General features: G+C 45.2%; 12 protein-coding genes. 5 read left to right on the top strand and 7 right to left on the bottom strand.

Features of this window, described 5'->3' with window-relative positions; genetic code table 11:
- Positions 1-191 precede the first annotated feature (191 nt).
- Positions 192-716 carry a VanZ family protein gene (locus ACSR9A_RS09110; protein WP_473756851.1) on the bottom strand — a complete coding sequence of 175 codons (525 nt, stop codon included), beginning with the start codon at positions 714-716 and terminating at the stop codon, positions 192-194.
- A gap of 328 nt (positions 717-1,044) precedes the next feature.
- Positions 1,045-2,076 (bottom strand): stalk domain-containing protein, encoded by a 1,032-nt coding sequence (locus tag ACSR9A_RS09115; protein ID WP_473756852.1) that lies wholly within the window; start codon positions 2,074-2,076, stop codon positions 1,045-1,047.
- 349 nt (positions 2,077-2,425) lie between these two features.
- Here ACSR9A_RS09115 and ACSR9A_RS09120 point away from each other — a divergent pair, with 349 nt between their 5' ends.
- Positions 2,426-3,256, top strand: a complete 831-nt coding sequence (locus ACSR9A_RS09120; protein WP_473756853.1) for a sugar phosphate isomerase/epimerase family protein — start codon at positions 2,426-2,428, stop codon at positions 3,254-3,256.
- Between the two features lie 228 nt (positions 3,257-3,484).
- On the opposite strand, the gene ACSR9A_RS09125 is transcribed toward ACSR9A_RS09120, so the two are convergent.
- Together ACSR9A_RS09125 and ACSR9A_RS09130 are read right to left on the bottom strand one after the other, a co-directional pair.
- Positions 3,485-3,907 (bottom strand): hypothetical protein, encoded by a 423-nt coding sequence (locus ACSR9A_RS09125; protein ID WP_473756854.1) that lies wholly within the window; start codon positions 3,905-3,907, stop codon positions 3,485-3,487.
- A 240-nt stretch (positions 3,908-4,147) separates the two neighbouring features.
- Positions 4,148-5,014 carry a LysR family transcriptional regulator gene (locus ACSR9A_RS09130; protein ID WP_473756855.1) on the bottom strand — a complete coding sequence of 289 codons (867 nt, stop codon included), beginning with the start codon at positions 5,012-5,014 and terminating at the stop codon, positions 4,148-4,150.
- 134 nt (positions 5,015-5,148) lie between these two features.
- Between ACSR9A_RS09130 and ACSR9A_RS09135 the strand changes: the two genes are divergently transcribed.
- The gene (locus tag ACSR9A_RS09135) at positions 5,149-6,159 is read left to right on the top strand and encodes a zinc-binding dehydrogenase (RefSeq protein ID WP_473756856.1); all 1,011 of its coding nucleotides are present in this window, start codon (positions 5,149-5,151) and stop codon (positions 6,157-6,159) included.
- On the opposite strand, the gene ACSR9A_RS09140 is transcribed toward ACSR9A_RS09135, so the two are convergent.
- A complete protein-coding gene (locus ACSR9A_RS09140; protein ID WP_473756857.1) occupies positions 6,125-7,036 on the bottom strand; it encodes a TetR/AcrR family transcriptional regulator in 912 nt (303 codons plus the stop codon). The two genes, ACSR9A_RS09135 and ACSR9A_RS09140, sit on opposite strands and share 35 nt — an antisense overlap.
- A gap of 205 nt (positions 7,037-7,241) precedes the next feature.
- Here ACSR9A_RS09140 and ACSR9A_RS09145 point away from each other — a divergent pair, with 205 nt between their 5' ends.
- Positions 7,242-8,729, top strand: coding sequence for a DHA2 family efflux MFS transporter permease subunit (locus ACSR9A_RS09145; protein WP_473756858.1), 1,488 nt, complete (start codon positions 7,242-7,244; stop codon positions 8,727-8,729).
- Positions 8,730-8,911: 182 nt separating this feature from the next.
- Here ACSR9A_RS09145 and ACSR9A_RS09150 read toward each other — a convergent pair whose 3' ends face one another.
- Positions 8,912-9,508 carry an RNA polymerase sigma factor gene (locus ACSR9A_RS09150; protein ID WP_473756859.1) on the bottom strand — a complete coding sequence of 199 codons (597 nt, stop codon included), beginning with the start codon at positions 9,506-9,508 and terminating at the stop codon, positions 8,912-8,914.
- A gap of 433 nt (positions 9,509-9,941) precedes the next feature.
- On the opposite strand from ACSR9A_RS09150, the gene ACSR9A_RS09155 reads away from it, so the two are divergent.
- The gene (locus ACSR9A_RS09155; protein ID WP_473756860.1) at positions 9,942-11,048 is read left to right on the top strand and encodes a hypothetical protein; all 1,107 of its coding nucleotides are present in this window, start codon (positions 9,942-9,944) and stop codon (positions 11,046-11,048) included.
- A gap of 129 nt (positions 11,049-11,177) precedes the next feature.
- On the opposite strand, the gene ACSR9A_RS09160 is transcribed toward ACSR9A_RS09155, so the two are convergent.
- Positions 11,178-11,618: a hypothetical protein gene (locus ACSR9A_RS09160; protein WP_473756861.1), complete on the bottom strand. Its 441-nt coding sequence runs from the start codon at positions 11,616-11,618 to the stop codon at positions 11,178-11,180.
- 322 nt (positions 11,619-11,940) lie between these two features.
- On the opposite strand from ACSR9A_RS09160, the gene ACSR9A_RS09165 reads away from it, so the two are divergent.
- Positions 11,941-12,291, top strand: coding sequence for a DUF3221 domain-containing protein (locus tag ACSR9A_RS09165; RefSeq protein ID WP_473756862.1), 351 nt, complete (start codon positions 11,941-11,943; stop codon positions 12,289-12,291).
- Positions 12,292-12,319: the final 28 nt, after the last annotated feature.

Raw genomic sequence — 12,319 nt, forward strand, 5'->3', positions numbered from 1 at the left:
CGGCTGTCGCCGTTCTCTAGCGGAGCAGCGCGTTTCAGTCCGAGAAATATAGTGAAAGGATGGCGAAATCATATCCTTTCCTATATTTCAAGGTGAAACGGCTGTCGCCGTTCTCTGGCGGAGCAGCGCGTTTCAGTCCGAGAAATATAGTGAAAGGATGGGAAGAACATATCCTTTCACTATATTTTAATTTAACGCGACCTTCCTTTTCTGAAAAACAGCTTCACCATTGCCAGCAGAAGCAGGCACACCGCAATTCCGATGCACGCTCCTGTAAAATCAACGACCACATCCATACGGTTGCCCGTCCGGTTCAGGCTGGTTAATTGGTTGCGCTCATCAAGCGCCGCCAGGCTCACCGCCGCAAGAAGCGACAGAATCGCCGGTGCAAGCAAACGGCCCTTCATGACGACGCGCAGCAGCATAAACCAGATTGCTCCTAGCATAGCATAAACGAACAGATGGGCGCTCTTGCGAAAAATAAATTCGACAAAATGATACGGGTTCGATTTGGCCTCGATCGTCTTGCCTAAATACGTAATCGACAAATCAGGCAACAGCCGGATCAGCTGCTCCTGCCCAATCCACGCTTGCAGCTTCGGCTTAATCGTCTGCTGGTCGAAGGACTGTGAGGAGAGATGAAACACAAACAAAATCCAAGCGGCCAAAATAACAAGCCATATCCCTATTATATAACGGTTGCTCCTAGTTACCACCTTGATCAGCTCCTATCCCTTCATTCCGCTCTTTCGAAACAAATTGTTTCATTTTTGATCCTAATTGTATCAAATTTTCATTCCCAGCTACAACTTGCTAACACGGCACCTTGCAAGCAAAAACGACTTTGTCGTCCTTCTGGGACGAGCGAAGAGCTTTGCCCTAGAATTCTAAGCGGATATAAGGATGAAACTTATATCCGCTTAGAATTTAAAAAATAAACGAAAAGCCCCCGACAGTGGACCCGGGGACCTTTCATCGACTAGCTATAAAACGTTCAAAGCGACCTGCCCGCTTTAGAATGAGCTGCTTATTGTATACAGGGTATTACGCCAACGATTCAGCATAGGAAAGCACAGTCGCCAAATCCTTCTCAAATGCGGCGCGGTACTCTGCAATAACAGCTGTGCTGTGCCCGTTGGCCGTCAGCCTCGCTTCCGTATCCGCTAATATCGCTTCAAAATCGCTTTTAATTCGGGCAACCTCCGTCTGGGCTTGCAGCTTCACCTGCTCCTTAGTCGCTTCATCCCGCGCTGCCACAAATGTCATATACAAATTCGTCAGCGTCGAGGTAGCTTCGGTTTTGAGCGTATCAAGCTTGGCTTCCGCCTCGCTTGTAATGACCTCATACGCCAGCTTCGGCGTATTGTCGACTATTCCGCCGCCGGTCACAGGCTGGCCGCTTCCGCCTGTGCCTGGTTGGCTGCCTTCTGTGGTACCCGGTTGAGTATCGCCGCTGCCCGCCGAGCCTTCGCCGCTTCCTTCACTGCCGCCAGCTTCGGCCTGCTCCTGCTGATACGCAGCTGTTTCGCCTGTTACAGCGCCTGTCTTGCTGTCCCATTTAATCGCAGCACCGGATGCTTCCGCCATAAAACGGAGCGGCACATAGATCGAGCCTTTATAATAATAAGCGGACTGATTCTCGGGCAAAGCCTGCTCCTTCCCTTCAAACACGAAGGAAGCCTGCACCGCTGTAAGCCGAATCGAAACTGGTGTAGCAGCAGCCACAGCAGCTTCCTCTCCAGCAGCAATCACGCCAGCGAGCTGCTCTTTCAATGCCGCCGCTTCTTCCGCCGTTGGTACAGCTACCGTAACCGTCGCTGTCTCGCTATTCCATTTCACCGTCTTCTGTAGTGCAAAGGAGACGAATCGAACGGGCACATAAGTCCGGCTCTGAAATTCAAACACATACTGCCCGCTTGGCAGCTCAAGCTCCTCCCCGTCAAAAGCCAGACTGACTGAAAGCGGCTTTGCAACAATTGCTTTATTGGAACTGGAACCGCTCTGTGCTAAGGCCGTGTAAGGCAGCATAAGGCAAAGCATAAGGCCGAGAAGCATAACAGATTTAAATGTTTTCATAGGTTAGTCGTTCACTCCATTCCTCGCCAGGCTCCCTCGCTTGGAAATGGCTTAGCCAACAGCAAGCGAAAGGGAAACCGTGCTTTTCCTAAAATCATCGCTTATATCAGAGGCAGCAGCAAGGGCCTCGACTCTTATATTCAAAATCGGGTTTTGTTTGCATCCACCCCTCATTCGATTGAATTCGACAATATTCTTGCGTCCTATTGCATTTGGCCCCTATTGTCCTGGTTCCTCGCGGCCCACAGCAAGGCTTTGTGAAAAATGGAAAGTCTCTTGCGGCAAATTTTGCGCGTGGTACAATAACCTTATTATGTAATTCACATGAAAAGATAAGGCGGGATGTTGTATGTCATATTTATCGCTGAACAGCTGGAGCCTGCATAGACTGCTTGGCCCGCTTCATTGGACGTCTTGGGACGCTGAGACGCAAACCCATCAAACGACGGATCATGAGCAGCCCTTAGAGCTGACGCTGCTGGAGCTGCCAGCTGTCGCAGCAGCCAAAGGCTACCAAGCCATCGAGGTATGCCATTTCCATTTTCCATCTACGGATGCAGCCTATTTGCAGCAGCTAAAAGATTCTTTTTCGGCTGCATGTCTATCCTTTGACACACTGCTCGTCGATTATGGCGATCTTACATCTCCCGAGGCGGAACGGCGAGAAGCTGACTATCAGCTGATGCAGCAATGGATTGACGTAGCGGCAGCTTGCGGCGCCAAGCAGGTGCGCATTATCGCCGGGGAAGCGGAGCCAACTGATCACGCGGCCATTCGCCAGTCTGCCGAAGCTTTGGCTAAGCTGGTAGACTATGGCGCTTCGCGCAGGGTGAAGGTCGTAACCGAAAACTTTAAATTGCTGACGAGTATAGGTGACAGCTGTATGGAGCTGCTGGAGCAGGCAGGAGATTCGCTTGATTTGATTACCGATTTCGGAAATTTCAGCGGGCCAGCCAAATATGAGGATATTGGTCGCACAGCTCTGCGCAGCGTTTCGATCCATGTGAAAGCGATGAATAATGAGCATGGCCATCCCGATCAAGCCGAGCTTCGCCGCTGCCTCGATCAGGTACAAGCCTCCGGATTTGACGGCGCTTATGTACTCGTCTACGATGGGCCGGGAGATATGTGGGAGGGGCTCGAGCGAGTGAAAGCGGTTGTGCAGCCTTATATCGCCTAGTCATTCGTTATAGAGCGCTAGCGAGTAGGCGAACGGCTGCTCGCACATAGAGAAGCCTTCCCCTACCGTCATCCAAACGGTCGAGAAAGGCTTCTTTTGGCTTGATTGCCCATCAACGCTGCATTCGTTCTGCCGAGACGCTTTTCTTTTTGCAAAGCTCTTAATTAACGCTCTACAGGAATGCTGACGTTCACCGTTAGCGCAATGAATGTCGCCTTGGTGTGGTTCTTATTCATCATTTTTTTTGAAATTCCCGTTTCCAAAAAACTCTTGAATTCGGGTTTTCAATTCCTCGTTGTGGATGTAATAATGCCCGCCCTGCGAATTCGGAGTGAATCCCAGCTTGCTCTCGTGACCTTCCCGTAAAGATACCGCGTACAGGAAGCCGCTCCTGTCTTCTTGGTTCGGATCAGGCTCGAATTTCATGTTTTTCAACTGATCGATCCACTCTTGGATCTGTTTTTTGTTAGAGAACAATTTCCGCTCGCCCGAGCTGCCGTCAGTAATTTCAATGGAATCCACATTCGCAATATCCCCTGGGTAGAGTTCTTGCAATGTCTTTGTGGTCAGCTTCTCAGCTTGAGGTTCGCTGCAAGCTATGATCGCAAGCCCCATGAGTAGCACCAGTAAAACGCACCATATTATCCTCATGTTCCTCCCCCTTGTTTGTAGCATAGACGTACCAAAAGCAACTTATGTTGCTCTCAACATAACTGCCGCACATTGGATAAGTTGGTAATTAACTGATTGGGCAATGGATTGACGCTGCGGGAAGCTAGTCGTTTCGACCAAATGGACTCATTACTGCATGTACAGTAAATTGCTTTAAACAAATAGCTCCGGATCAATAATTCTACCTGGGCATTGTCCTGCTCCTTCTTTTCTCTAGCTTCATAAAACCTTCTCCCCTTCTCCAATCAACGCTAGCAGGCCTAATAATGGACTTGAATCCAACATGTCTGAGCGATAAATAAATTCGACAGGCAGCTCCCGGTAAGCCTCCGGCAGTCGATGGGAAGAGACTACTCCCTCCCTTTCCGCCTTGGCAATTGAGGATTTCGGCAGCAAAGAGATGCCAAAGCCTGCCGATACGCCCTTCACGATTAAATCCAATGTCCCGAACTCACGGATTTCATAGGAGGTTAGCCCGCTTGCGTGTAAAAAATGCTCCGCTCTGGCACGATGCGTGCAGCCTACGTCAAAAAAAAGCATCGGCTTAGCCAGCAGATCGCCCATATTGTCTCCGCCAGCTTCCGATATGAGCACCAGCTCCTCAGAAAATGCCCGTACATTGCTGATTCCCCGCTCCTCGATCGGACCATATACAAAGGCGCCATCAAGCTCCCCCTTCACAACCCTTTGCACGAGCGAATGGGTACCGCCTGTAGCTAGCGATAGCTGGACGTCAGGAAATTCAGACTGATAGCGGGTAAGCAGCGGAAGCAAATGAGTGGCTGCGGTCGTCTCAATCGAACCGATTCGCAGCGGTCCCGCTGGCTGCTCAGCATATTTGGTTGTACGAGCCGCTTCATCCAGCAAGGCCAAGATACGGTCTGCGTATTGCAGCAGATTTTCTCCCGCCTCCGTTAACGTCATCCCTCGATTGGAGCGGACGAATAGCGGGAGCCCCAGCTCCGACTCTAAATATTGTATTCGGGTCGTAACATTGGACTGCACATAATTCAGCGCCTCAGCCGCCTTCGTCGCACTGCCCTCGTGGGCAACCGCACGGAATATTCGCAAATCCCCGCTCTCCATCTCACCAACTCTTTTCCACTATGATTATTTATGATAGCGACTATCTAATTCAATCATTTTACCTAATGGTTTTCACTGTGTACAATGCGGTTAGCTAAGTATTTCATCAACCATTAATGGCAGGAGGACCTAAAATGAAGGCAATTTTACATAAGAATGCAAGTGGCTTAGAGGGGTTGAATTATGAAGAAGGGGCAGATTTGCTGCCCGGTGTGGGCGAGGTCAAAATAAGACTGAAGGCAGCCGGGATCAATCATCGGGATTTATTCCTAATGGATGTGCGAACTGCTGCCGATGCTCCGCTTATTCTCGGCTCGGACGGAGCTGGGATCGTGGAAGCGATTGGAACGAATGCCGGATTCTCCAAGCTTGGCGACGAGGTCATTATACATCCCTGCTTAGGATGGGAAAAAACAGCCGAGGTCCCTGCGGTGCCCGCCATATTAGGCGGCCCGACGAGCGGGACATTTGCCCAATCGGTCATTGTCCCTGCAGCAAATGTTTTCCCCAAGCCAGCTTATTTAAGCTGGGAAGAAGCAGGCGTGCTGCCCTTATCCGCCTTGACCGCCTACAGGGCGCTGTTCACTAAAGGGCAATTGCAGCGGGGCGAGCATGTTTTGATTCTCGGCATTGGCGGCGGGGTCGCTACCTTCGCCATGCTGATGGCATTAGCAGCTGGAGCAACGGTAAGTGCAACTTCCCGCAGCAAAGCCAAGCAGCAGGCAGCAATCGCCCAAGGGGCAAGCATCGCATTGGACAGCCATAGCGATTGGCGCAGCAGCTTGGGCCCGCATGCCGTTGATTTGATTCTGGACAGCATTGGACCGGCAACCTTCGGACAATATTTCGAGGTTATTAAGCCGAATGGACGCATCGTCACCTTCGGCGCCAGCTCCGGTGATGAAATCACGATACCGATCCGGGCGTTATTTTTCCCTCAGGTCAGTGTGATCGGCACTTCCATGGGCAGCCGCGAGGAATTCGCCGCTATGCTGGCATTTATGGAGCAGCACCAACTGCACCCTGTCATCGATCGCGTGTACGGGCTCCCTCAAATCAAAGAGGCCTTTAAACGTATGAAACGCGGCGAACAGTATGGCAACATCGGAATTAGCATGGCCCAGGGGCCACATGATCCTTCTTAAGCTTCATCACATACTTCTCCAGCTGGAGGGTGAGGCTCCTAAGCTCATGCTCCTGCTGAAGCAAACCAAGCAGCGCCTGAATAATGACCACTTTTGGCTGGTCACGTGCAAATTCCTCAGCAAGCGCCTCGGTCGCATCGACGAGTTGGGTCCGTCTGGAGCCTGTAATCGCCAGCTCCTTAATAACAGCGAGCAAGGCGTCCAGCAATTGGCTGCGCTTCTCTTCCATCGATATCTGTTTGCACTTCATTCCTTGGCTTATCCGATCGAACATCAATACGTCCGTTAAAATGGGCTTCTCCTGCTTGGCCAAAATATTTGCAGCCATCTCCTCCATCCGTTCTAAAACAAATAGGGTGATATCCCGGATGCGGATCGGTCTATTTTCAAAAATCATCAGGAAGTTAAACTCTTTAATGATCCCGCCATATACCGTCACCATATCCCAAATATGAGGCGTTATTTGTTCACCAAGCAGGCGAATCAGGCTGTTTTTATGAAGGTCGTACATCATCGTTCTCATTTGGATGAAAAAAGGGGCTAGCTCCTTTTTCGTTTTAATTAATTCCTTAATTTCCTGCATAATAAACTTATTGATCACAAAAAACTCCAGCGTCACTTCCGTTTCCCGCACAAAAACTTCACGAGGCGAGAGCCCCTCTTCCTTATGAATCCCTGCAAGCTGATCATCCAGCAGCTGCTGCCGACTTTTGTGAACTTCCTTGAATAGTTCTTCCTTCGACTGAAAATATTTATATAAGGAGCCTTTGGCGATTCCGCAATCATCGGAAATATCCTGAATCGATGTTGCCGCATAGCCCTTCTCCATAAAATGGCGGACGGCAGACTCAATAATTCTGTCTCTAATCAGGCTCAATAAAATCCCTTCTTTCAAAATCATTTGACTTTCAGCAAAAAATCGATAAAATAAAGCCTAGCGTGACCGACCAGTTTTACAAAGAAACCACTAGTCAAGTTTACGAAATCTACTCCTCCTTCGTCAAGGAGCAGCTCGCTAGGCTGACTGGTTCTTTGAGCTCAGATCGGTATACAAAACCCAAGAGAGGGCGAGGAGCCTACACATGTCTACACCAAATGCTTCACAGTTAGCCTCAGAACCGGAATTTTCCATCAAATCGATTTTGGCGCCGCTTCTGGCCGTCATTATTGGCATGATGATGGTTATTCTGGACAGTACCGTCGTCAATGTCGCTGTTCCTAACCTGCAAGAATATTTCGACAGCTCGCTCAAAACGATCCAGTGGACAATCACTGGCTATACGCTGGCTCTATCCGCTGTTATCCCGCTTGCCGGATGGATGACCGATAAATTTGGGGCAAAACGAATATTTCTTATTACTATCGCGCTGTTCACACTGGGCTCCATCCTATGTGCATTGGCGCAAACGCCTGAGCAGCTTGTTTTGTTTCGAATCATTCAAGGCGTTGGCGGCGGCATGGTCTCCCCTATCGGTATGGCCATGATCTTTAAAATGGCGCCACAGAGCAAACGCGGCGCTGTTATGGGGATGCTCGGAATTCCAATGCTGCTAGCCCCTGCCATTGGCCCGATATTATCCGGCTGGCTGATCGGCTTTGCGTCATGGCACTGGATTTTTCTAATCAATCTACCAATCGGTATTGCCGCTTTAATTGTTGGTAATAAATTCCTGCCGAATCTTGAACGTCAAAAAGCTCCTGCACTCGATATTTTGGGGATGATTCTTGCTCCTATCGCATTCGCTATGCTAGCATTCGGCGTCAGCGAAGGGGGAACAGACTGGGGCTCCACCCGAACCTTAACCGGATTAATCGTAGGGGGATCGGCTCTCATTCTGTTTATTATTGTTGAGCTATTACAAAAACAACCGCTGCTGGAGCTGCGCGTGTTCCGCTCCTCTGATTTTACTCGCAGTATTATTTTATCATGGATTTCACAAATTGCCTTGTTCGGATCGATGCTGATGATTCCTTTGTACCTACAAAATGTCCGCGGGTTCTCTGCGCTTGAGAGCGGACTGACTACCTTGCCGATGGCCATCTGCTCGATGATCTTTATGCCGATTAGCGGTAAGCTGTTCGACAAGTTGGGCGCTCGCCCGTTAGCTTTAACGGGACTATCCATCATTACAATCGCTTTGTTCTCCCTATCCCAAATTGGGGCGGATACCCCAATCGGTCTCGTTATGATCCCTATTGGCATGATGGGAGCGGGGATGGGCTTATCCATGATGCCGCTTAACACCCATGTGTTGAACTCTGCGCCGCGCAGACTCGTCAGCCGTGTAACGCCTTTGACATCAGCTAGCCAGCAGGTCGTTACATCCTTTGCCATTGCTGGTCTGACAGGCTATTTTTCGTCACAGATCACGGTCCATATGTCCGAGACAGGCGCTAGCAGCAACATGCTGGATAATATGTCACTCGCCTTTGGCGATACCTTCTTCCTATCAGCGGGCATTGCAGTAGCAGGAGTATTATTAAGTATCATCCTGCGCAAGCCGAAGCTGAGGGATGATCACGAGCAAGAAGAGGATGCACCGGACCCTGCGATGATGATGGGTCATTAGTTTTCACTACCTGATCCTTAATAAAAAAAGACATAGGCATCTAAACATTCTTGATTATCAAACAGACGCCTATGTCTTTTATTTATCACGTTGTAAGTCCTATATGACTAGACCTCTTTAACTACGCCTTCCGTCCTTCTCCGATAAATAAATTCCACAATGAATATAACCGTACAATCTTTCTAATCAGCCCATTTCGTTTGAAATTTCTGAAATAGCTTTTTACGGGCACGTGCAAGTTTTTGGCTAACCGCTTTTTCTGAAAGACTAAGTCTACTAGCTAATTCTTTATAGGACAATTCTTCTATGTAAAACAATTTAATCATTATTTGATAATTAGGATTCAGCTCAGCAATCGACTGATGCAATAAGTCATCTCTGAACCTATTCTCAACATTCTTGCTTACACTTATCTGGTCTGTAGTTAATTTCAAAACATTTTTAACACTATTAACGACAGGACAGTTCGCTACAAAATGGATTTTCGAGTTTTTTCTTAGGTAGTCCAAAGCCATATTTCGTGCAACCTTTCTCATCCAGGCTTGTAAATTTGTAATGTTTCCTTTTTGAACAGTTTCTAGAATTTTCAAAAAAGCCTCTTGAATAATGTCCTCTGCAGTGGCGTGATCATTCAAAATGAGGACGATATCTCTATATATTAGTTTATAAAAAGAACGATAAATTAGTTGTTGAGACCGCGGTGATAGGGTTCCAAATTCTTGACTAATCAAGCAGAGCCATTCCTTCATAATCGCATCCCATTCTTTTTTTGTGTTCATATAAAAGTATAATATCCCTAATTTGTAAATAAAAATACTATATGTAAATATTAAACTTTAAATAGATTGAAGTAAAGAAAACCAACCTTTTTAAAGTATGATTCAAACTAAACAATACTCCGAAATCCAGAGCAAAATAACAACAATAGTGAATAGACTTTTCCACAGATACGCCACTACCAAAAACCGAAGCTTTCAATATGTAATCATTACCATATAAGACTAATAATAAATCAAACCAGAACTATCACCTAAAAACCACATTAAAAAATAAATAATGTAATTTTTGAAAAAAAGCGTTAGATGAGCACCGGATTATCCGTCTATATAAATAGAAGTACTTAAACAGGTTTCAGTCTTCAAGATAAAGAAAGGAGAACTTTATTTTGATTAGTGTAATAGATATAAAAATAAGGGAGTGAGCTGTTCAATTATGACTAGTAAAAAAATGATATCAAAAATTAGTGTTTCAGTAGTTTCTTTCAGTTTATTATTTTCCACCAATGCATTCGCTGATTCCACGTCATGGTCAAATACCAATTCGACAAATTGGGATAAACCTTATTCCGGTACTTTTAAAGCAGAAAAAATTTCTTCTTCTCTTGCTTATAACCAGCTTGATTTTTGGTGGTCTTCCACACAAGTAAGCAATTTTCAAACTTTAACTAAAAATTACCCTACCTTTGATTTTAGAGATAACGGCAGAAGTTCTCTTGACTCAGGTGGTGGAGCTTCTACTAATTTACCAAATCCTAAATTCGATTTCGAAGATGACAATGGGGACGGTAAAGTTGATGAGATTGAAGTGGTTGCTCGTGGAAAAGATGATATTATAGCTTATCAAGATTATAATTTTTATGCATCTTGGTCAAGATCAGGCACAACCAATGCATACATGATAGCGTATTCATCACAGAGCATGGCTCCATTTTTGGGAACAGATTACAATACTGTTCCAGGCTCATCCGACTCACTTGGAGGCCACTACTGGAATACAATAAATACAATGTCTTTTCTATCAAAACCTGCTTTCCTAACTTGGGAAGAAAAGCAACAGATTGTAGCTCAGTTGGGCACAATTGATAGCAATCCTGCAGTAGATTACACATATACCGAGTTGCAAACCCCAGATGATTTGGCTCAATATGTTGGTGATGCAAATCGTACACTATCGTCTACTTTATCGGGACAAGAGTATGATTTCACAATTACATTTGAGAGTGCTTTAACCTTTGATGAAGTAGACTCCTTGGCTACTCTGTATAACTTGGATTCTTCCGTTTTTTATGCTCGCGCTTTCAATGATAGCGGTGAAAGGGTAACTGTCGCATTGAACGGTCTTAATCAAGAAGTGCTGGACTCTATCCTATCCGAGCAAAATCTTCAACTTTCTGGATTCATTGAAATTGATGGTCAATCTACAAGCGATGTGCTAAAAGAAATCAAGCAGCAAGAAGAAAATATTTTTGCTATTGAAGTAGCGACAGAAAACTTTCAATCAAACGGATTATACTGGAAATTAGAGGATATCGGTCAGTAAGGACAGAAGTTTTATACTCCTTGATGTAAATGTTCTAAGAAACATTTAAAAGATGACCCTTTAGTAAAAGGGGTCATCTTTTAAATTTTCATTACCATAACTTATGGTTATAATATTAATTGATATCATTTATCTTAAACGTTCAAATGAGTAAATACTAACTATAACTCCCCAAAAACCTAAAACTAACAGAATTAGATGCAGAGAAAAACCGAGTATATTAGACCAAGAAAAGGCAGTTATACTAACCAGTATCCACCAAAAAAGCGGTATGAACTGAGCTAAAATTAACAATACAGTAGCAAGTAATAGAACACTTAATACTATACGTTTTAAAATCAGAGTTTTTGATAATCTCAATAAAAAAGAGCTCATAAATAATAAAATGCCACCTGTAATAGCATATAACGCCCATAATTCCGCTGCTCTTTGTCCTTCTACTAGTTCAGGACCTAAGCTAATTGGTAAGGGAATACGAAATAACGAAGGCAAATATAATATTCCTACAATAACCGATAAGGCAGCAGCAGCCCTAATAAGCGCTGTATTGCTAAACTTCATTAACACCACAGTGTACCCACTCCTTCGTAACAGTGTATTTATTATTTATAGACGTAGCATCAGAAATAAAAGTTACTTTGAATCTACTTTTGTGTTCTGGGTCATTATGCTAGTAGTAAATCGTTATACCTTTCATGTACTTGAATATTAATCTTTAAATATCAACTCCTTATTTTGTCTGTTGGATTTTGAGGACATATTTCTGGCAAGGGTTTATTCGTCTGCTGCCCTACCCCATTTTCACATTTATATCTTTTTTTAGCAACATTTGGTTTGTTTTGGCGTACAAAACGAGGAAATGATCTTTAGAGAAATTGCTCTAGGAGGGATCATGATGAGATCCAAACTTTTCTTTACAATCTTACTACTCTGTCTTCTGCTTGTTGGGTGTGGTGCTGCAAATTCTGAAAAAGGGGATTATATTTTTGAAAAGAAAGTAGATGTGAATAAATCTAATACGATAGCCGTTGTACAGAACATTACCAAGAAGGAGGCATCTAATAGAACACTTTCAGAATTTTTGGAAAATGATGATCTAAATGATGTAATCTATTATGTAATAGAAGATAAAAAATTATTTGATGAACTTGTATTGGGAGAACGTGTTAAAGTTACTGCTCCTTACATGACATTTTCTTCTCCACCACATGCTATTGCTCAAAAAGTTGAAAGATACAATTAAGAAATTGAATATAAATTTGAAGGAGACA

The organism is Paenibacillus sp. R-74696 (assembly GCF_055814915.1).